Source organism: Paracoccus aerodenitrificans (assembly GCF_027913215.1).
Classification (GTDB): Bacteria; Pseudomonadota; Alphaproteobacteria; order Rhodobacterales; family Rhodobacteraceae; genus Paracoccus; species Paracoccus aerodenitrificans.
Window position 1 is genome coordinate 3,045,262 of record NZ_CP115784.1, and the last position, 22,461, is coordinate 3,067,722.

19 protein-coding genes and 1 pseudogene are annotated in these 22,461 nt (G+C 57.5%); 14 read left to right on the forward strand and 6 right to left on the reverse strand.

Annotated features, from left to right (window positions below):
• Nucleotides 1-5: 5 nt before the first annotated feature.
• The gene (locus PAE61_RS16260) at nt 6-2,084 is read left to right on the forward strand and encodes a TonB-dependent siderophore receptor (RefSeq protein WP_271113383.1); all 2,079 of its coding nucleotides are present in this window, start codon (nt 6-8) and stop codon (nt 2,082-2,084) included.
• 370 nt (nt 2,085-2,454) lie between these two features.
• On the opposite strand, the pseudogene PAE61_RS16265 reads toward PAE61_RS16260, so the two are convergent.
• Nucleotides 2,455-3,412, reverse strand: a pseudogene (locus tag PAE61_RS16265) (IS630 family transposase).
• Nucleotides 3,413-3,721: 309 nt separating this feature from the next.
• On the opposite strand from PAE61_RS16265, the gene PAE61_RS16270 reads away from it, so the two are divergent.
• The 5 genes from PAE61_RS16270 to PAE61_RS16290 all read left to right on the forward strand — a co-directional run bounded on the left by PAE61_RS16270 (nt 3,722) and on the right by PAE61_RS16290 (nt 9,345).
• Nucleotides 3,722-4,681, forward strand: coding sequence for an IS5 family transposase (locus PAE61_RS16270; protein WP_271113369.1), 960 nt, complete (start codon nt 3,722-3,724; stop codon nt 4,679-4,681).
• A gap of 199 nt (nt 4,682-4,880) precedes the next feature.
• On the forward strand, nt 4,881-5,222 hold the full coding sequence (locus PAE61_RS16275; protein WP_271113384.1) for a DUF2853 family protein: 342 nt from the start codon (nt 4,881-4,883) through the stop codon (nt 5,220-5,222).
• Nucleotides 5,223-5,474: 252 nt separating this feature from the next.
• Entirely contained in the window at nt 5,475-7,106 is a 1,632-nt protein-coding gene (locus PAE61_RS16280) for a DUF2125 domain-containing protein (protein WP_271113385.1), read from the forward strand.
• Nucleotides 7,107-7,232: 126 nt separating this feature from the next.
• Complete coding sequence (locus PAE61_RS16285; protein ID WP_271113386.1) at nt 7,233-8,570, forward strand: TldD/PmbA family protein; 1,338 nt, start codon at nt 7,233-7,235, stop codon at nt 8,568-8,570.
• Nucleotides 8,557-9,345, forward strand: coding sequence for a 3'(2'),5'-bisphosphate nucleotidase CysQ (locus PAE61_RS16290; RefSeq protein WP_271113387.1), 789 nt, complete (start codon nt 8,557-8,559; stop codon nt 9,343-9,345). The genes PAE61_RS16285 and PAE61_RS16290 overlap by 14 nt, the downstream gene beginning before the upstream one ends.
• Nucleotides 9,346-9,390: 45 nt before the next feature.
• On the opposite strand, the gene PAE61_RS16295 is transcribed toward PAE61_RS16290, so the two are convergent.
• Genes PAE61_RS16295 through PAE61_RS16310 form a run of 4 tightly spaced genes read right to left on the reverse strand, consistent with a single transcriptional unit; the run spans nt 9,391 to nt 13,453 of the window.
• Nucleotides 9,391-10,035: a PqiC family protein gene (locus tag PAE61_RS16295; protein ID WP_271113388.1), complete on the reverse strand. Its 645-nt coding sequence runs from the start codon at nt 10,033-10,035 to the stop codon at nt 9,391-9,393.
• A 4-nt stretch (nt 10,036-10,039) separates the two neighbouring features.
• On the reverse strand, nt 10,040-12,085 hold the full coding sequence (locus tag PAE61_RS16300; RefSeq protein WP_271113389.1) for a PqiB family protein: 2,046 nt from the start codon (nt 12,083-12,085) through the stop codon (nt 10,040-10,042).
• Entirely contained in the window at nt 12,078-12,782 is a 705-nt protein-coding gene (locus PAE61_RS16305) for a paraquat-inducible protein A (protein WP_271113390.1), read from the reverse strand. Before PAE61_RS16305 ends, PAE61_RS16300 begins: the two co-directional genes overlap by 8 nt.
• Nucleotides 12,779-13,453, reverse strand: coding sequence for a paraquat-inducible protein A (locus PAE61_RS16310; protein ID WP_271113391.1), 675 nt, complete (start codon nt 13,451-13,453; stop codon nt 12,779-12,781). Before PAE61_RS16310 ends, PAE61_RS16305 begins: the two co-directional genes overlap by 4 nt.
• A gap of 231 nt (nt 13,454-13,684) precedes the next feature.
• Here PAE61_RS16310 and PAE61_RS16315 point away from each other — a divergent pair, with 231 nt between their 5' ends.
• The 5 genes from PAE61_RS16315 to PAE61_RS16335 all read left to right on the forward strand — a co-directional run bounded on the left by PAE61_RS16315 (nt 13,685) and on the right by PAE61_RS16335 (nt 19,493).
• Nucleotides 13,685-14,455, forward strand: coding sequence for a flagellar motor protein MotB (locus tag PAE61_RS16315; RefSeq protein ID WP_271113392.1), 771 nt, complete (start codon nt 13,685-13,687; stop codon nt 14,453-14,455).
• A 75-nt stretch (nt 14,456-14,530) separates the two neighbouring features.
• Nucleotides 14,531-15,892: a flagellar hook protein FlgE gene (locus tag PAE61_RS16320; RefSeq protein ID WP_271113393.1), complete on the forward strand. Its 1,362-nt coding sequence runs from the start codon at nt 14,531-14,533 to the stop codon at nt 15,890-15,892.
• Nucleotides 15,893-15,904: 12 nt separating this feature from the next.
• On the forward strand, nt 15,905-17,362 hold the full coding sequence (gene flgK / locus PAE61_RS16325; RefSeq protein ID WP_271113394.1) for a flagellar hook-associated protein FlgK: 1,458 nt from the start codon (nt 15,905-15,907) through the stop codon (nt 17,360-17,362).
• A gap of 2 nt (nt 17,363-17,364) precedes the next feature.
• Nucleotides 17,365-18,393, forward strand: coding sequence for a flagellin (locus PAE61_RS16330; protein WP_271113395.1), 1,029 nt, complete (start codon nt 17,365-17,367; stop codon nt 18,391-18,393).
• 23 nt (nt 18,394-18,416) lie between these two features.
• Nucleotides 18,417-19,493, forward strand: coding sequence for a flagellar basal body P-ring protein FlgI (locus PAE61_RS16335; protein WP_271113396.1), 1,077 nt, complete (start codon nt 18,417-18,419; stop codon nt 19,491-19,493).
• Between the two features lie 87 nt (nt 19,494-19,580).
• Here PAE61_RS16335 and PAE61_RS16340 read toward each other — a convergent pair whose 3' ends face one another.
• Nucleotides 19,581-20,360, reverse strand: a complete 780-nt coding sequence (locus PAE61_RS16340; RefSeq protein ID WP_271113397.1) for an SDR family oxidoreductase — start codon at nt 20,358-20,360, stop codon at nt 19,581-19,583.
• Between the two features lie 155 nt (nt 20,361-20,515).
• Here PAE61_RS16340 and PAE61_RS16345 point away from each other — a divergent pair, with 155 nt between their 5' ends.
• The 3 genes from PAE61_RS16345 (at nt 20,516) to PAE61_RS16355 (ending at nt 22,461) form a co-directional block, all read left to right on the forward strand.
• Nucleotides 20,516-21,064 (forward strand): DUF1269 domain-containing protein, encoded by a 549-nt coding sequence (locus tag PAE61_RS16345; protein ID WP_271113398.1) that lies wholly within the window; start codon nt 20,516-20,518, stop codon nt 21,062-21,064.
• Between the two features lie 94 nt (nt 21,065-21,158).
• Nucleotides 21,159-21,857, forward strand: a complete 699-nt coding sequence (mtgA, locus tag PAE61_RS16350; RefSeq protein ID WP_271113399.1) for a monofunctional biosynthetic peptidoglycan transglycosylase — start codon at nt 21,159-21,161, stop codon at nt 21,855-21,857.
• Nucleotides 21,858-22,074: 217 nt separating this feature from the next.
• Nucleotides 22,075-22,461, forward strand: coding sequence for a GFA family protein (locus PAE61_RS16355; protein WP_271113400.1), 387 nt, complete (start codon nt 22,075-22,077; stop codon nt 22,459-22,461).

Below are 22,461 nucleotides of genomic sequence, written 5' to 3' on the forward strand. Positions count from 1 at the left end.
CCTGCATGCTCGCAGCCCTTCAGGCGAGCGCACAGGAAACCACGCCGATGGTGCTGGATACCGTAACGCTATACGCCATCTATGAAACCGAAGGGACAGGCAGCTACGCTTCGGAAGATATCAGCATCGGAGACAAGGATACCCGGACGCAGCGCGAAGTGCCGCAATCGACCACTGTGGTCACGCATCAGCGGCTGGAGGACGGCAATTACACCTCGCTCGACAGCGCCCTGCGTGAAACCCCCGGCCTGTTCGTGCTGGCCAATGACGACGGAAGATCATCGCTGTATTCGCGTGGTTTCGAGTTCGATTCGCTTTATCTCAATGGCCTGCCAAGCCCGCTGGACAGTATCTATGGCGGTCAGGCCGATATGGCGACTGTCGACCATATCGAGGTGCTGCGTGGCCCGTCCGGTCTGTTCGTCGGTTCCGGTGAGCCCGCCGGGGCGATCAATATGCGCCTGAAGCAGGCACAGGATGTTCCCGCTTACAGTATTACCGGTCGTATCGGCTCATGGAATCATCGCCGGATCGAGGCCGATGCAACCGGCGCCCTGAACGAAAGCGGTACCATTCGCGGGCGCATTGTCGGGGCCTATGGAGACGAAGATAACTGGGTCGATGATGTCGACAACAAGACCAAGGTACTCTACGGCACATTGGCAGCGGATCTGACGCCGGACAGCACGGCGACGTTTTCGATTAACCACAGATTGCGCGAGATCACCCCGTTCAATGGCTTGCCAACCTATGAGGACGGTTCACTGCTGGATGTGGATCGTGACATCTATACAGGCGCCGATTGGAATTATTTTGACAATGATGTCACCGATTATATTGCCGAGTATGAATACCGGATGGCGGATGGCGGACATGTGAAAGTCTCCGCGCTGTATTCCAGCACCGAGGCCGATTTCCTATATGGCTATGCAGCAGCCGCTGCGGCGGCGAATGGTGACGTCCGTGGAATGCGTTGGCTCAACCGCGATTACGATCAGGATGCACTTTCGCTGGACGCCTATATCAGCAAGCCGTTCCAGCTTTTCGGGTCGGAAAGCAATCTGATCGTAGGCATGGATCATCGCCGCATAGACAGTACCATGTATAACGGTGTCGGTGTGATCCCGGGTACGTTCAATATCTATGACTGGAACACGTCTGTCGCCCGGCCGGATGCCGGTTTTTCATCCAAAGAAGAACGCGAAATCAACCAGACGGGTCTTTATGCGCAGTGGCGTGTGAAACCAACGCCGACAACCACCGCGATCGCCGGCGGCCGGCTGAGCTGGTATGATGCAGACATCACTGGAACCACATTGGCAACCGGTGCGACGACGACCACCGAGATTGACGAGGACTCCGAGTTCACGCCTTATCTGGGCCTTATCAAGGATATCAACGACACGATCTCTGTTTACGCTTCTTATACAGAGATCTTTCAGCCTCAGGCAGACACGGACGCTTCCGGTGACCTGATCGAGCCGCGCACCGGGCGCCAATACGAATTGGGCGTTAAATCCGAACTTCGCCCGGGCCTCTTCGCGTCTGCGGCCTATTTCGATCTCAAGGACAAGAACCGTGCCATCGGAGATGCCGATAATCCGGGATACTCGCTGGCTCAGGGCGAAGCCCGCGTGCGTGGCCTTGAGGCAGAGATCAGCGGTTCGCCTCTGCCCGGATGGGAGCTGACTGCGGGCTATACCTATACTGACACTGATTTCATCGACACGACATTTGCCAACGGATCAGAATTTTATACGCCTGCTCATATGCTGCAGCTCTGGACAAAATATCGCTTCCAGCGTGCGGGCATGGAAAAATGGCAGATCGGCGGCGGCATCACCGCCTTCAGCAACTTCAAGAACGTTGTGCGCCGAGGGGGTACCGCAACCGATGTGGAAGCGCCCGGCTATGCTGTGCTGGATCTGATGGCAAGCTATGACGTTACCGATCAGGTTCAGGCTTCGCTGACGGTCAATAATGCGCTCGACAAGGAGTATTACGAACGTGTAGGGAGCAGCTCTGTGTTCAATTACTATGGTGAACCACGCAGTGTGAACTTCAAGCTTCAGGCTAAATTCTGATCAGAAGCAGACGGGAAGGCTCTGACGCCAACGGCTTTTCCGTGCGACGGTGGGCGTTTTACTGGCACATAGTGGAACGCGACCGTCAAGCGCTTCTGCCCTGATGGCGATGCAGGTCAGATTGTGGTAAATATCTTCGCAGGGAACCAGCGACATTATAAATTCTCGAACCGACGAACCACCGGCCTTTGGAATATTAACAAAGACGAGATTTTTTGACGAGCTCATGACGCAGTCCGGTCTCTGACGCTCAGGACGTCCTTTGGATTGGAGTAAATTGTTGAGTTGATACAGATAGCGCAAGTCACGCGCTTTCCTGCCCAAAGTCAGCTGGTTTCGCCTGTCTCCCGCGCTCTAGAGCGTCCGGCTTTTAACCTGAGACATATCCGGCAGCGTTGAAGTAGTTCCAGCACTCCTCTGGTTTGAAGAGATCACAGATTTCCGTGAGAGCGTGGAACATGTCGGTGAAGGACCGCGCACCGATTCTGCGCAGGTGTGCCTTGAGTTTGGAGAATGCCATCTCGATCGGGTCAGGTCGGGACTATAGGGCGGCAGAAACAGGAACCAGCATCCGGCTTTGCGCATGGCTTTGGCGGCTGCGGCGTTCTTATGTGTTGCAAGGTTGTCGAGGATGACAACGGTGCCCGGCTCCAGTTCCGGCACGAGCACCTGCTCAACGTAGGCTCGAAAGGCTTCGCCATCCATCGCCCCCTTGATGACCCACGGTGCAATCAGCGCGTCGGCGCTGAGGCCTGCGATGAAGGTCTGCGTCCCCCATGATCCGAAGGGCGCATCCATCACCAGCCGCTCGCCCCGCTGCGACCATCCACGCTGACGGGTCATATTGGTTTTGACAGAGGTTTCATCAATGAAGACAACGCGCTCTGGCTGGGCCGCCACGGCTGGCAGGCGGTGCTTGACCCAATAGTCGCGCTGCTTTTTTACCCTTGCGCGGCGTCGCTCGGTGGCCACCAGCGTCTTTTTTTGTAAGTAAACCCGAGCTTGCGCAGGAACCGGCCAATCGCGTCAGGATGCGCCTGAACGCCGGTCGCATCCGCCAGCGCACCGGCCAGTTCGGGCATGGTCACATCACCGTCCTGATCGATCAGTTCAACCAGAAAGGCGCGATGAGGATCAAGCTTACCCTTGCCGCGAGAGCGGCCCTGTGGCGCGGCTCTGGCCTGTCCCGTGCGTCGGATCGCAAGGCCCCACCGCGCCCCGGTGGCAGGCGAGAGCTTCAGGCGCAACGCCGCCGTGCGCCCGCTCAACCCTTCTTCAACCAACTTCTGAAACCGCGCCCGAAGCGCATCTGGCAAAGGTGCTGACATGATCCATCATCCCAATCAGGATGAATCACAAATCAGATCTTATGGGAACCCCTTGAGATTCAGGCTTTCAGCCGGACGCTTTAAGGGCTGCGACTTTTTTGGCAAGCAAAATTTCACTTCTTTTGGCGAACTCCACATACTCTGTATTCTCGAAGCCCCAAATAGTTGAGGTGGCATCAGGATGGTGATCTACCAAGAACGGCATGGCATCGAAAACCCTGGAGCGATCCTAGTCTATACGGCACCTTGTTGCATGGGTCGCTGATTTCGGCGAGAAAGTGCGCTCTGTTGTTTTGATGGTAGCGTGCGATGCCGCATAAATTCAACGCTGATCGCCGCGACAAGTTTCCCAAGACGAGATACGCGGTGACCAATTGGTCGGATTACAACGAGGCTTTACGCCGTCGCGGGGACGTGACGATCTGGATCGAGGATGGGACTGCCGGGAAGTGGTCAGCGCCGAAACGAAAGGGTCGCGGGGGCCGGCCGAAATATTCGGACTTCGCGATCGAGACCTGCCTGACGCTGGGGCTGATCTTTCACCAGCCGTTGCGCCAAACCCAGGGGTTCGTCCGGTCGCTACTTGGACTGATGGGCGTGGAGTTGCCGGTTCCAGACTTCTCGACCTTGTCGCGGCGCACGATTGGCCTTTCGGTCGTGGACGACAGGCCGAAATCATCAGGCCCAGTCACGCTGATCGTGGATAGCACGGGCCTGAAGATCCACCGTGGTTCAGGCTGGCAGGAGGTCAAACATGGCACGGGAAAGACCCGCAAATCCTGGCGCAAACTGCACATCGGATACGATCCTGATAGCGGCGAGATCATCGCCTCGCTGCTGACCATAGACCAGGTCGGCGACGAAACCGCGTTGCCTGAACTCATCGCCGGGATCGAAACCCCGGTGGCCCGCATCCTTGCTGACGGAGCCTATGACGGGACCGGGGTTTCCAACTGCTTGAGCGAGGCTTTCGGACCCGATGTCGAGATCACCATCCCCCCGCCGATCACCGCAGTCCCTGGCCTGAGCGATAGGCGCGACGCTCACATAGAGCATATCGCCGAGCATGGCCGAATGGCGTGGCAGTCAGCAACGGGGTACAATGCTCGAGCCCTCGTCGAAGCCCAGATCGGGCGCCGCAAGTTCGTCATCGGCCCAAGGCTAAACGCCAGGGAAATGGACCGCCAAATCACAGAAAATAAGATCACCACAAAATCACTCAACCGCATGACCCGCATCGGTCGTGCGGTCTTCAAACGTGTCGCATAGATTCAAGGAGAAAGGCGCGATTGCGTCCGAAGGCTGACCCATGCAACAAGGTGCCTTGATGCCGTTGTCGTAGCTGTCTTTTTCGACAGGCTGCCGCGCTAAAGGCCAGCTTCCAGAACGCAGTGCTTTACCGGCGCAGATTGTCTCTTTAACCTCCCTGTCATTAACAAATGTATAACCCTCAAGGGAAGGACCTGGGATGAGCAAGCGTGACGATCTGATTGCCAAATATGCCGCAGATATGAAGGACAAACTGGGTGTAACGCCCGATATGGATCTGCTGACCAAGGTCACGATCGGATGCGGGCCGTCGATCTACAGCGCGGATGCCGAGACGGTTGCCGGGACCGACGCAGAAGAGCTGGAGCGGGTGAAGAACAATTTCCTGATTCGCAAATTGGGCTGCGCTGACGGGCCGGAGCTTATGGATGCTATCAAGAAAGTGCTTAACGATTACGGCAGCGCCAATCGCAATAAATATCGTGCGGTCGTCTATTATCAGCTGACCAAGCATTTCGGCAAGGAATCCGTCTATAGCTGATCTTGCGGATCCGCCATTTCCTGTTCTTTAACTGCGACCGGCGCTTGCCGTCAGGAATATGACGGCAGCCCGGTGACTACACTTGTTTGTCATAAAATATTCGATTCCAGCGAGTTGGCCCCCCGAAACCGATCAGCTATCACTGCTTTAATATATTTGACGGATTTCTGCGCAATGATCCGGTATCTCAACCGGGCTTCATGCGTTGAACTGGAGTCCTAAGATTCACGGCTCGATAACAAGGTAGACCCAATGAAACGCTTTTATTCCGCAACCGCCCTTGGCCTGATCCTGTCGGCAACCCCGGTTGTGGCCGAAATTACCCCCGAATCCGTTTGGGAACAGATGGGCCGCTATTTTGAGGCGAATGGCTTCACCGTCGAAAATGCAGCGCTCGATGAGTCCGGCGATACGCTGACCGTCCGTGATTTTCGCGTGAGGCAGCAGGTTCCGGACAGCGATTTGCAGATCAGTTTCGGTGACATGGTTCTGACCGATAATGGCGATGGAACCGTTTCGCTGAATATGTCGGACGAAGCTGCCGGAACCATTCTCATGCAGGTGCCGGTTCCGCCCGAAGAAGACGCCGTGCAAGCTGCGGATGGGGCAGCCGAGGCGGCGGATGAAGATGTTGCGGCGGCACCGACCGAAGACGCGGCGGAGGCTCCGGCAGATCCCGCGACCGAGGCTGTCGCCGAAATGGAGACCCGCCCGGTTGAAGTCGCGTTCACGCTGAAAGTGCCTGGCGATTCGACGACGATCAGCGAAGACGGTGCGGCCTATGTGTACGACTATGCTTTCCCGTCTCTGGAAGTGTCGCTTGATCGTCTTCAGGTCGAGGATGAGGAACCGAAGGAAGATCTGGGCCGGCTGACGGTGACAGAGATCAAGGGGACCGACCGGATACAGGAAGACGGTCCGCTGACCCTGCATCAGGACGTCACGGCAGCGACAATGGCGATTGATTTCGCGTTCGAGGATGAAGACGTCTCGTTCACAACCAGCATGAAAGCTGCCGGGATCGACGTTATCAGCGATCTTATCGTGCCCGAGGGCAGCAATATGGGTGCGGATATCGTCGCTGCACTCGGTTCCGGGCTTGATATCAGCGGGAAGACGGAAATCGGCGAGTTTCAGGCTGATTTCGATGTTGTCAACAAAACCGGGGAATCCGAAGGCGCGGGCGGAAAAGCAAGCTGGGATTCTCAGGATCTGGCGGTCGATTTCGGGCTGAGCGGCGATGAGCTGCGCTATGCCGGTTCCGCCGGTGTTTTCAGCGTCGATGCGAATCTTGCCAGCAGCAACATGCCTATCGCTTATAGCGCGGACAGCGCGAAATTCGATGTCGCAATCCCGGTTGCCGCAAAACCGGATCCGCAGGATTTCCATGCGAATTATGGTTTTCAGGGTCTCGAACTGTCCGAAAGCCTCTGGTCGATGTTCGACCCGCAAGCAGCATTGCCGCGCGACCCTGCCTCGCTGGATGTCGATATCGATGGTCAGGCCATTCTTAACATGAACCTGCTGGACCCCGAGGCGATGGAAGCGAGCACGACTCCGGGGCAGGTCAAGCTGCTCAACATCAATAATATCGCGCTGAGCATGCTTGGCGCGGATGCAAAGATCACCGGTCGGCTTGAAGGGACCGAGGGGTCAAATCTGGCCTCGCCCGTCGGCACTGTCAGCGGTCGGTTCGAGGGTGTGAACGGTCTGCTGGACAAGCTGGCATCTGCCGGGCTGATACCGGAAGAACAGATGATGGGTGCGCGGATGATGCTGATGATGTTCGCTCAGCCTGATGCCGAAAACCCCGAGGTCCTAACCACCGAGCTTGAGTTCCGCGAGGGTGGTGCTGTCTTTGCCAATGGCCAGCAGGTAAAGTAAGAACCCGGCACCGAGAACCGGACTGGTCGTCCATATGCGGGGCGGCCAGTCCATTATGCTGTTGTGTTTGTGCAGGGATTCCCGTCTTTTCGTACAGATCGGCCGGTAAACGAGGAAGGGAACATCATGCTGGAATCGCTTACACATGCCATGTTGAAGGCTGCCCGTGACGCGGGGGCTGACGACGCCGAGGCATTGGCGATCCGCGCCTCGGCCACGGGTATTGATGTGCGTGCGGGGCGGCTGGAACATGCCGAACGCGCAGAAGGGGTCGAAATCGGTCTGCGGGTTCTGGTCGGTGGTCGGCAGGCCAGCGTCTCGGGCGCCGATCACACCGAGGAAACGATTGCCGTCATGGCGCGTCGCGCCGTTGCGATGGCGCAGGCCGCGCCGGTTGATGACAGTCTTGGTCTGGCCGATCCCGACCAACTGATGCGGGATCTGGATGCCTCCGCGCTTGAGCTTTACGATCCCGGAGCCGAACCCGATCCCGCCATGCTGGAAGAGCGTGCGCTGCGGGCCGAGGCTGCCGCCCTTGATACGGATGGGGTCAGCACGGTGGAATCCGCCTCGGCCAGCTATACCACCCGCGACACATGGCTTGCGCTGAGCAATGGTTTCGAAGGCGGTCATGTCCGCAATTACCGCTCGGTAAGCTGCACCGCGATCAGCGGAACGGGTCAGCAGATGGAGCGGGATCATGCCGGAGAGGGTCGGATCTGGGACGAAGACATGCCGGAGCCGGAAGAGGTCGGGCGTCTGGCCGCCGAACGCGCCGTTGCCCGCAGCGGTGCAAGCAAGCCGGTAACCGGCTCATTTCCGATCCTGTATGATGAGCGTGTCTCATCGGGGCTCATCGGGCATCTTCTGGCGGCGGTGAACGGTGCGGCCATTGTGCGCGGCTCAAGCTGGCTGAGAGATGCGATGGACATGCAGGTGCTGCCTCAGGGCATCACGATCCACGAAGACCCGCATCTTGCCCGGATGACCTCATCGCGCATTTTCGATGCTGAGGGTCTGCCGACTGCGCCGCGCGATATCGTCAGCGACGGGATCCTGCGGGGATGGAGCCTCGATCTTGCGACGGCGCGGAAGCTTGGGCTGGAAAGTACCGCAAGCGCGGTGCGCGGTCTGGGCGGGCCTCCTGCTCCGGGTGTGTCGAATATCGTGATGACGCAAAGCGGGCAAAGCCGGGACGATCTGATTTCCCAGATGGGGCGCGGTCTGGTGGTGACCTCGTTGCTTGGCAGCTCGATCAACCCGACAACAGGCGATTATTCGCGGGGCGCAGCGGGTTTCTGGGTCGAGAACGGTCGTATCAGCCATGCCGTGAATGAATGCACCATCGCGGGCAATCTGCGCGACATACTGCTGAGGCTGATCCCCGCGAATGATGCGCGGATGTGGCGCTCGGTCCGAGTGCCAAGCCTGCTTGTCGAGGGGATGACAGTTGCCGGAGCGTGATCTGAAGCTTCTGATCGAAGCGGCGCAGGAAGCCGGAGAGATCGCGCACAGATTCTGGCGTCAGGACCCCGAGACATGGGAAAAGGACGCAGGCGCCGGTCCCGTGACCGAGGCGGATCTGGCAGTGAATGAACATCTGTTCCGGCGGCTGACTGAGGCGCGACCGAATTACGGCTGGTTGTCCGAGGAAAGCGAGGATGAGGCCTCACGCCTTGATGCCTCGCATTGCTTCATCATCGATCCGATAGACGGAACCCGCGCCTTTATCGACGGCCAGCAGGGGTTCTCGCATTCCCTCGCAATCGCCCGTGGCGATCATGTGGTCGCCGCTGTGGTCCATCTGCCTGAAATGGGTCTGACATATACGGCATCCGAGGAGGGTCCGGCGATGCTGAACGGAACTCCGATCAGGCCCAGTGATGCAACGCTGGCCGATGCCGATATTCTGGCCAGCAAGTCGGTTCTCGATCCGGGTTATTGGAAGGACCGCCAGCCGCCGGGTTTCAAGCGCAGTTTCCGCCCCTCTCTGGCGTGGCGTTTATGTCTGGTGGCCGAGGGCAGGTTCGATGCGATCATGTCGCTGCGCTCGGCTTGGGAATGGGATATCGCCGCCGGGGCGCTGATTGCCGCGCGGGCGGGGGCAGTCGTCACCAATATGCATGGCAAGCCGATGCGCTTTAACGGGCAGGATGCGCGGATCGACGGGGTGGTCATTGCCGGCCCCGCCCTGCATGGTCAGATCATGGAAAATCTGGCTCAGATGCCGGGGGCCTGATCGTTCCGGCAAACGCCCGGCAAAGCCGGTTTCGTAACTGCCGCCTCAGAACAGGGGCGGCAGATCGGCATAGGGGTCTGCGCTGACGGGCCGTGTCGCCACGATTGTGGTTCCCGGTCCGCCCAGCGTTGCGATCTGCTCGGCCAGCAAGGTGATGGCCTGAGATGCCGAGTTGCTGATGGCTGTCGGCGCATCGCTTTCAAGCGGGACGGCGATATCGAAGGCGCGTGTGTGATGAGATCCCGCGCCGCTGCCCTCTGCCGACAGGAAATATCGACCCCGAAGCCGGAAATACCCGTCATTTGCCGCCAACGCCTGTTCCACCCGCACATCAAGCTTGCGCTGCGGCGGCGATGCAAGCGGCCACGGCTCGGGGATGACCGAGGCACCCGATATTTCCGAAATGGCACGGGCCAGAGTCAGGGTAAAGGCGCGCTGCGGCTCATCCGCCCAAAGCACCTTGGTGCTGGAGCGGATCGCGCCATCTTCATCCTGCCAGGCGATTTCGTCGCTGGCGGCGTAATCCGGCAAGGAGACTTCCAGCAATTCCGTTGCGCCAAGCTGGTCGCCCGCAACTTGCGGAGAGGTCGGAGGGTTGATGGGATAGCGTGCCGTGCCGGTCCCGTCGCCGCACGCGGAGAGCGACAGGGAAAGAGCAGACAGCGCGATGCCGAGATGTAAACGGTGCATGATGTTATCGTCCCAGAATGAAGGCGCGTGGATTGCGCTCAATTGTACGGGCAAGCGATCCGAAGGATGAGGCGGCGCGGCCAAGTTCGCGGATCATGGTGCGGGCGTCATTCGCGACCGCACCGTTTTCGCCATAGGTTGCAATCACGACTTCGGCGCGTGCCGCAAGACGCTGGAACTGCCTGAACATGTCCGGAAGGTCCTGTGCTGCTGTTGCAAACTCATCCGCCGCAACCCGTGCCGATGCAAGCGTCTGGTTCAGGCTTCCGACAGCATTGCCATCACGAAGATCGTTCAGCAGACCGGATGCGGCCTGAAGCGTGTCCGAGAGATTTCGCGGAAGCTGCTCGGCATCTTCCGAGCCGATCATCGCGCGGATATCGGCAAGGATCGCTGCGACCTCGGCTGAGATCTGCGCGAAGTCGAAATCCTCGACGGCTTCAGCGGTTTCATCCATCTGCTCGACCATTGCAGGTATATCCGCGACGGCGAGGCTGACGGCTTCTGCCGCACGTCCGGCCTCGTCAAGTGCGCGTGTCAGGCTGACAGCGGCGCCGGTCTCGCGCAGATCGGTGGTGATGCTGCTGAGATCCTCGGCCGCCTGCCTCGCCTGTTCCAGAGTTTCGCGCAGCGCACGGGGAACGGCCTGCGTATCGGGCGATGCCGCAACCTGCGTTATCGCATCAAGCGCGTTGGTGGCCGATTTCAGCAGACCCTCGATATCGAGCGAGCCGACCCGGCTCAGCAGACCCTCTGCCGATGCGCTGAGATCCGAGACCTCGGGTGGCAGCGAAGGAATGATCGGATAGGGTTCGGCGGCCATATCCAGAGCCGCCGGTGGCGCATCCGGCTGATCGACAAGTTCGACCACCATCGACGTCCCCAGAAACCCCGAGGACGTTACCCGGGCACGCATGCCCTCGGCGACGCGGTCCTGCAGGAATTGCAGCGCGTCCTCATGCGTCGCGCCGCTTTCCAGCCCGATCCTTGCCGGTGACACCACGAAGGTGATCCGCTGCATGACCCGCTCGGTTTCTTCGCGGGATTCATCGACATCGATGCTGATTTCCGTGACCCGCCCGATGGTCAGCCCTTCATAGATCACGTCCGCATCGGTCGAGAGCCCGGCAATGTCGTTATCGGCCAGTATGCTCAGCCGCAAATCGCCCTCGGCAGACCCGAACAGGCTGGTTCTTGCGGTTTCTTCGTCGGGTTGCAGCGGGAAGACATGCCCAGTTTGTACTGGATCGCCGCCAGAGGAAAGCGTCGCGAACGCAACCCCGCCCTGCACCAGCTTCGACAGCGAATCGACATTCAGGCTGAGTCCCCGCGCACCAAGCGACACCGAAAAACCCGCCGTGTCCCAGAAGACGGTCGAGGTGGTCAGTCGCTGATCATGCGGCGCATTGATGAACACATCGGCAAGGACTGTTTCATCCGTCTGCGACAGGCGGAGATTTTCCATCCGTCCGACCTCCAGCCCCCGGAACGTGACCGGCGCACCTTCCGCCAGACCCTTGGCTCCGGGTGAGGACAGCGTGACCCATGTGCCCTCATCGGCGCTGCGAGTCAGTGCCGGCCTGTCCAGACCGACAAATTCGGTCTCCGCTTCTCCGCGTTCGGAATCCCAGAAGCCCTCAATGAACATGCCCGAAAGCACCGTATCCAGCCGCGAGATCCCCTGTGCCGACACAACCGGTCGGACGATCCAGAACTCGGCATCCGCGTCGATATAGGGCGCGACATCGGGATCGACGCGGACCTCTACGACGACATTGCGCAAATCCTCGGTAAAGCGGACGGCCTCAACCTCGCCAACGGTAATTTCACGGAATTTTAGCGTCGTTTCGCCCGGCGTGATCCCCGTTGCATCGCGGAATACGATCGAGATCAGCTCTCCACGGCCTGAGTAGGCATTCCAGGCCAGCCCGAGCGTCGCGATAAGCGCAATAATCGGGACCAGCCAGACCAGGGAAAACCCTGCCCGCGCGGCGCGGGCTGCTGTCCGCCGCACCGGATGAGAGGGGCGCGGGGCGTTTTCGTCACTCATTCAATTTCTTCCGGCGATTAAGAGGGAGTCCGCGCCAGATAAGGCGTGGATCAAAACTTTGCGCTGCCAGCATGGTAAACGCAACCGACAGCGCAAATGACGCTGCGGCGGGGCCCGGCTTGATCGAAACGATAAACCCAAGCTGAACAAGCGCGGACAGGATTGCCACGACGAACACATCGACCATCGACCATCGTCCGATGAATTCGACGATTTCGTAGATATGAAGCCGGTTATGCGCGGCTTCCTCGGTCGCGGGCTTTCCGGCGACAAGCGCAAGCCAGGTAATGGCGACGAATTTTCCGATCGGTACCATGACCGACGCAACCAAGATGACGCCTGCGACAAACCATGAATCATGCCGCACCAGTGTCAGCACACCGCCGATAATGGTCTGATCTCCGCCCCTGCCAAGCGAGGATGTCGTCATCATAGGCATGATATTTGCCGGGATATAGAAAATGATCCCCGCCAGCAGCCATGCCCAGACGGCCTGCAATCCGCGCCGGTCAGGCGGCACAAGCGGAGCGCCGCAGCGTGCGCAATCCGTTTCGTTTGCCGGCCAGACCCGACCGCAACTGCGGCAACCCAGCAGGTTTGCCCGATGCGCGGTCAGAATCGGGCCGTGCTGGCCTCTGACAGCGTCAGTATCTGTTTGACTGGCGGCGCCGCCGCCCTGTCCCCCGGTAACACTCATGCAGCTTCGACCTGCTCGCGCCCGTCGGTGGCCGCACCGGAATCCTCAATCGCGTCCCAGATCGTCGTGCTGCACATGAAGCTTCTATTCGCGATATTCACGAAAATCAGCGCACAGAACGCCCAGAAGGCGGGGCCGAAGCTGATCGTCGCAAGACCGGCAACCTTTACCATCGCCACGGCGGTGCCGATGACGAAAATCTCGGCCATCGACCAGGGTTTCAACTGCTCGGACAGCCGGAAGGCCTGAACGGCATGGCTATAGGCCGGCTTGCCCCGCGCCAATGGCAAAAGCGTATAAAGCAAAAGAGCGGATCTCAATGCAGGCAATCCGACGATTGTCGCAAGCAATGCGATGGTCAGAGGTGCAAGCGGCCCATCCGAGAACGCCATTGCCACACCGAAAAGCGACGTGCCATGCCCCAGACCCATTCTTGAAATTTCAAGGAACGGGAAGAAAATGGCACCGAACATCAGCACCATTGTCGTTATGGCCAGCGCAATGATCTGGGTAAAGGCACCTGCCTGAGGCCGGGCAAGGACACCGCCGCAGCGTATGCAGCGCACTGTTTCGCCATCCGCCAGCTCCTCCTCGATATGCAGTGCGTCGCATCGAGGGCAGGCGACAAGTCCTTCGCCGGTGCTGAGATCGAAGTTATCGGGGCGCTTCATGTTGCCAAGATACGGATGCCGGTTCCGGCATCAAGAGGGCTTGCCGCACCTTATGTTCGGTTCAGGCCTGATTGCGCCCAAAATGTAACATCGTGAGCGGTCGTGAATGCTTGTGAACCCAACGCAACCAATGGGGCAAGGAAATGCCCTGCATTTTACCCATTAACTTGGTTTTCTGGAATTTTTCTTCAGTCTTGGTGTCGGATGAAGCTGTAGATCAGGAATGAAAGAATGGCGACGCGAAGCGGCAATGCTGCACCAGTCATAAAACGGATCACCCTGTCAGAAGGCGGCGGACATCATGGCGGTGCATGGAAAGTCGCTTATGCAGATTTCGTGACCGCGATGATGGCTTTTTTCCTGCTGATGTGGCTGCTCAACGCCACGACTGAGCAGCAGCGTGCCGGATTGGCGGATTATTTCAGCCCGACCGTGGTACGAAGCCTCTCCGGCACCGGTGACAAGGGAAGCAGCCAAGGCGATGGGGCGGGTCAGCCTCTTGATGTTCAGAATGACGGCCAGCCCTCCCCGATGGAGGAGCTGAACAGGCATCTTCAGGACGAACTGGCCGGAATTGGTGCTGAATCCATGCAAAAGGCGAATATTCTGCGCCATGTCGTTACGCGTGTGACGGATGAGGGGTTGGTCATCGAACTGACCGATCTGGTCGGAAAACCGCTTTTCAAACAGGAAACCGCTCAGCCAAACGCGGCTCTGCGGGATCTGGCCGATATTCTGAGCAGGGTCCTGTCACGCACCCGGAATGAAATCGCCATCAACGGATATGTTCGCTCATATCCGGTTGTGCTGGCGGATTCGCCTGAATGGAAACTGTCCACTGGCCGCGCTAATGTCGTCCGCGAGATGCTTCAGAACGCCGGCTTCAACAGCAACCGCATTCAGCGCGTTACAGGTTTTGCCGATCGCCGCAGCACCCCGGCGAACCCTGCGGCGGCCTCGAATAACCGGATTGAGGTTATTTTACTTAATCAGCACCGATGAGGGGGCGACAGTTAGGGTGAACTTAAACTTTCTCGCTCAAATCTTGCACAAACGACTCAGACAAAGGGTACATGTATGTCAATCTCGTCCTCGTTGAATGCAGGTGTTGCAGGTCTGGCTGCAAACGCGACCCGGCTTGCCAGCATTTCGGACAATATCTCCAATTCGGGCACGTACGGGTACAAGCGCGTCATCGCCGATTTCGAAGGAATGGTCATCAATCAGGCGAGAGGTGCGGGTGTTTACTCGGCGGGCGGCGTGCGGGCTTCAACCGCCCGGTTGATCGATCAGCGCGGAACTCTTGTGCCGACGTCCAATCCGACAGATCTTGCCATTTCCGGTCGGGGAATGCTGCCGGTCATGCCGTCTGTCGCGATTGGCAGTGATTTCGGCGACAAGCCGATGATGATGACGACGACCGGGTCATTCAGGACCGATGATGAAGGCGTTCTGCGTACAGAATCGGGGCTGGTCCTTCTGGGCTGGCCTGCAAATGCGGATGGAAAAATTCCGCTGATGCCGCGCGACACGATGGGCGGCCTTCAACCGGTTATTATCAATGCGAACCAGACGGCGGGTGATCCAACGACGAAGATGTCGCTTGGCATCAACCTGCCCGCCACTGGAACAGAGGCTGGCGGCAGCACCGATGCGCTGACCTCGAAAATCGAATATTTCGGTAATCTGGGAACCTCGGAATCGATGAGCGTCAGCTTCACTCCCAGCACGTCCCACAGCACCGGAATGTCCAATAAATGGACGATGGAGATCAGAGATTCTGCAACAGCGGATGATGGGGCAACGCCGGCAGATGAATCAATTATTGCAACCCTGACCCTGATATTCTCCAACGATCAGACCAAGGGCGGCACGCTGGCCCAGGTGCAGGATTCGGGCGGTGCGGTTCACCCGGCATATAACGCCACAAACGGAACTCTGGCGCTGACGGTTGGTAAAACAGCTACCTATCCGGGTGATCCTATGACGATAACGATCGGTAAGCTGGGCGATCCAAACGGTTTGACGCAGCTCGGGGATGACTTTGCGCCGACGAATATTTCCAAGGACGGATCTCCGGTAGGCAACCTGACCGCTGTTGAGGTGGACGAAAAAGGCTATATCCGCGCAACTTATGATACCGGCTTCATACGCACGATCTATCAAATCCCCCTGGTAGACGTGCCTAATCCGAACGGGCTGATCTCACTCAATAACCAGACCTATCAGGTGTCCACGGATTCCGGTTCCTTTTTCCTTTGGGATGCGGGTGACGGGCCGACCGGGAAGGTGGTCGGCTACGCAAGAGAGGGGTCGACGACAGATGTCGCGGCCGAACTGACAGATCTGATCCAAACCCAAAGGGCGTATTCGTCCAACGCCAAGGTCATTCAGACCGTGGATGAAATGCTTCAGGAAACCACCAACATCAAGCGCTGAGGTTAAAGAGTCATGAGCATCGCCAACGCTTTGAATAACGCAGTTAGCGGACTCACCGCTGCTGCCCGAGGAACTGAGGTAGTCTCTTCAAACTTGGCGAATGCTCTGACACCGGGGTACGCCCGACGGGAGGTTTCGCTTTCGCCACGGACTCTCTCTGCAAATGGCGGCGGAGTGCAAGTAGACCGTATTGTCCGGATCATTTCCGATAGCGTCTTGGCAGACCTCAGATTGTCTTCCGCCGCTTTGGGTAAGGCAACCGCATCGCATGAATTTTTTCAGTCTCTAGAGAAGGCAATCGGCCTTCCGGGTGACGCGACTTCATTGTCTGCACATCTTACTGAGCTAGAAACAACTCTGCAGTCCGCCGCAAGCCGTCCTGACAGTGCAGTTCGGTTAAGGGCCGTGTTCAATGCCGCCACTGAGCTTACCAAAAAGCTCGCCTCAGTAAGCGACGTGATACAGGAAAACCGAACCACCGCCGATCGCAAGATCGCGCAGCAAGTAAATAAACTGAAGAACAATCTAGAGGAGGTCACCAGATTAAATCGCCAAATTATTGTGGAACGAGCGCATGGGCGAGACGCATCCTCCTTCATCGATACGCGGCAGGAGCTTATCAACCAGATCTCTGAAATAGTCCCCGTAAGGGAAATGGAACGCGAAAACGGGCGCATTGCGCTATTTACAGCATCCGGCGCCGTGCTGCTCGATGGGAAGTCACCAACGCAGATTGATTTCCGCCCATCCGGCAAGTTGACAGCTGAGATGGCGTCCGACTCGACGTTGCTTGGGCGACTAACAATCGATGATGAAGTACTGTCGGATGCGCAAATATCTCTTTTTAAGGGCGGTTCCCTCTCAGCGCTGTTTAAGGTTCGTGATACACACGGAATCGAAGCCCAGAAAGAAATCGATGTGATAGCGCGAGAACTTTACGAGCGTTTTGCAGACCCAGCGACTGACCCAACTCTGACGACGGATATGGCCGGGCTTTTTATTGACGGCACCGGAAGCTTTGATCCTGTAAAGGAACCGGGTCTGGCAACAAGGCTGCGGGTTAACGCGGCCGTTGATGAAGGGCAGGGCGGGAATTTATGGCGAATCCGTGATGGTATCGCTGCATCTATTCAGGGAGATGCCGGCGCATCGGAAACTCTTTTGGCGATGGCAAACGCGCTGGCAGAAAGCAAGTCTTACCATTCTGCCACGACGAATGGTGCTCAAGGCGATCTGAACAATCTGGTAGCTTCGTTATTGTCAAATGCTTCATCCTCCAGGTTGACAGCAGAAAACAGGCTGACCCATGCAAAAAACTTGACGGAGTCGCTTCAGGACGCAATTTTTACCGACGCAGTCGATAGCGACCGTGAAATGCAAATGCTGCTTCAGTTAGAGGCGGCATACGCGGCGAATGCAAAAGTCATCCAAGCAGTAGATGAAATGATGGAAAGCATCCTGAGGATATGAATATGAGCTTTGTTTCTGTCGGCGATTTATCGCAAATGGTGATGCTACGCAGGTCCAACGCTGGACTAAAGACCGATATTAAGCATCTGGCTCAGGAAGTAACCACGGGGATCTCGACCGATATACCCAAGAAATTGAATGGTGATATCATAACGCTTTCAGCGATCGAAAGACGCTTAGCAGGTGCAAGAGTTAGCTTGCAAATTTCCGCCGAAGCAACTGCCACGGCGGAGACCATGCAGGCGGCGTTGCAAACGCTGCAAGATTCGGCGGGTATTTCTGGTGCCGATATGCTCTCTACATCGCTTCTATTTTCTGAACATAGTCTCGCGACTGTGGCTGCTGCCAGCGAAAACCAATTAAGGCAAGCGGTCGATGCACTTAATGTGAAGGTCGCGGGCCGCTTCGTTTTTTCCGGAACGATGGTGGATCAAGCGCCACTGGTATCGGCTGACCGTCTTATAGACATGGCAGAGCAGCAGATTTCCGGTGCGGCGACAGCAGAGGTTGCGGTCCAGAGATTGCAAAACTGGTTCGGTGCTGCTCCGGGCAGCGGTGGTTTTACAGACTTGGCATATAATGGAGCGAATTCAGCGAATAATGTTTTCCAGCTCGATGGCGCTACCTCAGATGGCGCTACCTCAATAGAGTTCGCTCAGAAAGCAAATGATCCCGGCGTACGGGATGTACTTCGGGGCCTTATTCTAGGTGCCCTCGTTGCCAGAGGTGCATTTCAGGATGATCATGATGCCAGAACGATGATGATGCAGGCAGGGGGGGCGGCGCTGCTGGATGGGAATTCTAAGGTGACACTTTCTCGCTCGAAGCTTGGTAGTTCACAGGAGCGGATTGAGCGGGGATTGGCACGTTTGCAATATATGTCCGCACAGCTTGAGATCGAGCGCTCGGAACTTGTTGCAGTAGATAGTTACGAAGCAAGCAGCCGGATTTTACAGACATCTTCTCAACTTGAGGCTCTTTATGCGTTGACCGCAAGATTGTCGAAGCTCAGCTTGGCCAAATACCTTTGAGAACCTTTTTTATCTGTCTTTTCTTGCAACTGTTTGGCACTTTTCCGGCGATTTCGGCGAGTGTCAGGCTGAAGGACCTGGTTTCGTTTGATGGCGTCCGGGGGAATGATCTGGTCGGCTACGGCTTGGTTGTTGGTCTCAACGGCACGGGGGATAGCCTGAGAAATGCTCCTTATACTGAAGATATGATGGTTACGCTTCTCGAGAGATTGGGGGTTAATGTCGGATCGGACCAATTTCGACCTAAAAATGTAGCAGCGGTCATGGTAACAGCCGTGCTTCCGCCATTCGCGCGATCTGGCAGTCAGATCAACGTTTCCGTTTCTGCTATCGGCGATGCGCAGAGCCTGATGGGAGGAATATTGGTCATGACCCCGCTTAGCGCTGCAGACGGAGAGATCTATGCTGTCGCGCAAGGCTCGGTCATTGCGGGAGGTATCGCGGCGCAGGCTGAAAACGCATCTGTCGTTCAAGGCGTCCCGACCTCGGGATCTGTTCCATCTGGTGCGCGCGTCGAAAGAGAGGTCGACTTTGATTTCTCAAGCCTTCGCAGTATTCGGCTGGCGTTGAAACAACCTGATTTCACGACCTCATCGCGCGTTGAACATGCGGTAAACTCCAGCGGTATAGGCAAGATTGCAGAGATACAGGACGCAGGAACGGTCATGCTTGATTTGTCCGGCATTCAAAATATCAATCCGGCGAGACTGTTAAGCAGAATTGAAAACCTCACGGTGGAGTCAGACGGTAAGGCGCGTGTGGTCGTCGACCATCGTTCAGGAACGATCGTGATGGGCGAGGATGTTCGGGTTTCAACAGTGGCAGTTTCTCAGGGGAACCTGACATTGCGCGTTCAGGAAACGCCTTTGGTGTCTCAACCGAACCCGTTTTCTGAGGGAGAAACGGTTTTTGTTAAGCAAAGCGTTGCTGAAATCACGGAAGAGGCCGGCATCGGGTTCGCAGAGGTTGAGGCGACGTCGTCGCTGTCGGAACTGGTTTCCGGTCTTAATGCCTTGGGCGTGTCGGCACGAGACTTGATTGATATTCTTAAGGCTATTGATGCTGCCGGGGCGTTGCATGCAGAACTTGTGGTCAATTAATACCGCAGCCAGGTGTCGCGAAGGTTGGTGACTTTATTGTTCGAACACGCTGACGACAGATGCGCAGGGTCTGGAGTGCCTCGACAGTCAAATCGATACGTTAAGTGCACCGCCATCAAGCAGGAGGTTCTGCCCAACAATGAATTTCGCCTGTTGGCTGCAAAGAAACGCGCAGGCGGCACCGAAATCCGCGGCCTCGCCGTAACGAGCCGAAGGAATGCCCGACTGCCTGCGCGTTCTTGCCTCTTCGATGGATATTTTCTCTGCATCCGCCACGGCGGAATCAAGGCTGTCAGCGCGATCGGTTGCGTGAATACCTGGAAGGAGGTTGTTCACATTTACACCATGCTTTGCAACGTCCCGGGACATGCCGGCAACGAAACCGGTAAGTCCGGTTCGCGCGGTGTTCGACAAGCCAAGTACCGCTATCGGCGACCGGACCGCTGCGGAAGTAATGTTGACCACCCGTCCCCAGCGCTGCTCAATCATATGCGGAACCGTTGCCTGCATCAGGGCCACTGCGGTCAGAAGGTTGGCGTCAAGCGCTTTGATGAAATCGGCGCGCGACCAGTCCTGCCAATGTCCGGGCGGTGGGCCTCCGGCGTTGTTTACCAGAATGTCGATCTGGCCGGCGGTGCCGAGAACGGCGGCACGTCCCTCTTCCGTGGTGATGTCGGCGGCTACAGGCGTAACCTCGACACCATAGCGGGCGGCGATTTCGGCGGCCGTTTCGTGCAGTTGTTCTTCGCCACGTGCATTGATGACAAGATCGACCCCTTCCGCCGCAAGTGCCTCGGCGCAGCCTCGCCCCAGACCCTTGGATGCCGCGCAGACAAGCGCTCGTTTACCTTTGATGCCCAGATCCATTCCGCTCTCCTGTACCGTTATCATAAGAAAAGCGATCCTGCGGCGAATTGTCCAGCGGAACCCTTGTCGCTATATCCGGTTGACAGGTTAAGAGCCTGAACGGATCTTTCTGGCGGGCGCGAATATCACGGATCAGCTTCTTGAAAGGATGAATGATGTCGGATCTTCTGGTAATAGCTTTCGATGACGAAGCCTCGGGGTTTGAGCTTCGTGCCGAGTTGGTAAAACTTCAGAGCGAGTATCTTATTCAGCTTGAGGATGCGGTTGTCGTCACCCGCCCCGAAGCTGACGATATTCAGCTTCATCAGACGCTCAATCTCACCGCAGCGGGCGCCGTGGGTGGCACGTTCTGGGGCACACTGGTTGGTCTGCTGTTCCTCAATCCGCTGGTCGGTGCGGCTGTTGGGGCAGGATCCGGGGCCTTGGCGGGCTATCTGAGCGATTACGGTATTAACGACGATTTCATGCGGGAGGTCGGTCATAAGGTCACACCGGGCGGCTCGGCGGTATTTCTTCTTGTGCGGGAGATGACCGGGGATAAGGTACTGGACCGGATTTCCGATTTTCATAAGCGGGGTCGGGTCATCCAGACCTCGCTTTCCAAGGAAGACGAAGAGAAGCTGCGCGAAGCGCTTTCGGGAACCCAGTCTCCGCTTGTTCCTGCCGATGCGAAGGCCGCATCGCCGGGATCTGAAACGGCGTAAAGCGACGGCTTGGCTGGGAAATGCACGGCCTGGCTTGACGTAAGGCGTATGGGCATGACACTGCGTGCCCATGCGTCGCCCACCTGATCAGAGCATGATGGATGACGCCGTTCCGGTCCCTCCGCGACGGCGTTTTTCCCTGATGGGGTGGGTATGGTCCTGGATTGTTTGGATCACAATCAGGCTGCTTCTGCTGGCTTTCCTGCTGGTCTTGCTGTTTTCAGTTTTCAATCCGCCGACAACGTTAACGATCATTCAGGCCTCACGCGAATATCCGATCTTTGACCGTCGCTGGACCGCGCTTGAGGACATTCCCCCGGTGGTGCGCCGTTCGATTGTGGCGGCAGAGGATGCAAATTTTTGCTCGCATTGGGGGTTCGATATGCAGGAAATCCGGCGGGTGATCGCGTCGGGCGGCAATGGCGGCGCGTCGACCCTCAGCCAGCAGGTCGTTAAGAATGTCTATCTCTGGCAGGACCGAAGCTGGACGCGCAAGGCGATTGAGGCGGTGATGACGCCGATGATCGAGATGGTCTGGTCGAAGCGGCGCATTCTGGAAGTCTATCTGAACGTGGCAGAGTTCGGCCCGGGCGTTTTCGGGATCCGGGCAGCCTCGGCCTATCATTTCGGGACGACGCCCGACCGGTTGGACGCGGTTCAGGCGGCACGTCTTGCGGCGTTGCTGCCATCGCCCAAAACACGAGACGCACGCAGCCCGTCACCCAGATCGCGTTCGATCGCCGACGGTGCTGCAACGATTGTCAGGGACGGACGGGATGTCTGCATACGTTGACGGTTGCAGGATTTTCCAAGTCTACAGAATCAAAATCTTTCTGCGTGCTCCGCCCCACTGAAACGCCGCGTCTCTCTTGCAGCATCGAATCGGCTCCAAGTTGTGATATCGTTGCTGAAGGACCCCGGATAGTTGTCCGGCGTCCAGCCGACCGAGATTCACCGGCCCGAGGCATGCTCCGGGACGAATGCCCGGGCCTTTCAGGAGATTTTCAGTGATGTCTTCAGAAATACGAGAAATTACAGGAGGATGCCTGTGTGGTTCGGTGCGTTTTCGCACCGAGACCTGCGAAGCGCCGGTGTCATGTCACTGCGGACAATGCCGCCGCTGGTCCGGCCATATCTGGGCCTTCATCTCGACAATAAATTTGCGGATCACCGGTCGCGAGAATGTGCGGTGGTATCGTTCCTTGGATTTCGCGCAGCGCGGCTTCTGCGGAATTTGCGGAAGTTCTCTGTTCTGGAGACGGGATCGCGCCGATGAAATCGCTGTTTCGGCAGGTACTGTAGACGAACCTACGGAAATGACACTTAGCAGACATATTTTCACGGCACATAAAGGCGACTATTACGAGATTGCCGATAAACTGCCGCAGGAGCCATAA

Excerpts from the sequence above, each read along its gene's own strand:
- PAE61_RS16285 (WP_271113386.1), top strand. The coding sequence starts at position 7,233 with ATGCTGGAATCGCTTACACATGCCATGTTGAAGGCTGCCCGTGACGCG.
- PAE61_RS16280 (WP_271113385.1), top strand. The coding sequence starts at position 5,475 with ATGAAACGCTTTTATTCCGCAACCGCCCTTGGCCTGATCCTGTCGGCA.
- PAE61_RS16310 (WP_271113391.1), bottom strand. The coding sequence starts at position 13,453 with ATGAAGCGCCCCGATAACTTCGATCTCAGCACCGGCGAAGGACTTGTC.
- PAE61_RS16320 (WP_271113393.1), top strand. The coding sequence starts at position 14,531 with ATGTCAATCTCGTCCTCGTTGAATGCAGGTGTTGCAGGTCTGGCTGCA.
- PAE61_RS16275 (WP_271113384.1), top strand. The coding sequence starts at position 4,881 with ATGAGCAAGCGTGACGATCTGATTGCCAAATATGCCGCAGATATGAAG.
- PAE61_RS16330 (WP_271113395.1), top strand. The coding sequence starts at position 17,365 with ATGAGCTTTGTTTCTGTCGGCGATTTATCGCAAATGGTGATGCTACGC.
- PAE61_RS16260 (WP_271113383.1), top strand. The coding sequence starts at position 6 with ATGCTCGCAGCCCTTCAGGCGAGCGCACAGGAAACCACGCCGATGGTG.
- PAE61_RS16340 (WP_271113397.1), bottom strand. The coding sequence starts at position 20,360 with ATGGATCTGGGCATCAAAGGTAAACGAGCGCTTGTCTGCGCGGCATCC.
- PAE61_RS16270 (WP_271113369.1), top strand. The coding sequence starts at position 3,722 with ATGCCGCATAAATTCAACGCTGATCGCCGCGACAAGTTTCCCAAGACG.
- PAE61_RS16315 (WP_271113392.1), top strand. The coding sequence starts at position 13,685 with ATGGCGACGCGAAGCGGCAATGCTGCACCAGTCATAAAACGGATCACC.
- flgK (WP_271113394.1), top strand. The coding sequence starts at position 15,905 with ATGAGCATCGCCAACGCTTTGAATAACGCAGTTAGCGGACTCACCGCT.
- PAE61_RS16305 (WP_271113390.1), bottom strand. The coding sequence starts at position 12,782 with ATGAGTGTTACCGGGGGACAGGGCGGCGGCGCCGCCAGTCAAACAGAT.
- PAE61_RS16355 (WP_271113400.1), top strand. The coding sequence starts at position 22,075 with ATGTCTTCAGAAATACGAGAAATTACAGGAGGATGCCTGTGTGGTTCG.
- PAE61_RS16300 (WP_271113389.1), bottom strand. The coding sequence starts at position 12,085 with ATGAGTGACGAAAACGCCCCGCGCCCCTCTCATCCGGTGCGGCGGACA.
- mtgA (WP_271113399.1), top strand. The coding sequence starts at position 21,159 with ATGATGGATGACGCCGTTCCGGTCCCTCCGCGACGGCGTTTTTCCCTG.
- PAE61_RS16295 (WP_271113388.1), bottom strand. The coding sequence starts at position 10,035 with ATGCACCGTTTACATCTCGGCATCGCGCTGTCTGCTCTTTCCCTGTCG.
- PAE61_RS16345 (WP_271113398.1), top strand. The coding sequence starts at position 20,516 with ATGTCGGATCTTCTGGTAATAGCTTTCGATGACGAAGCCTCGGGGTTT.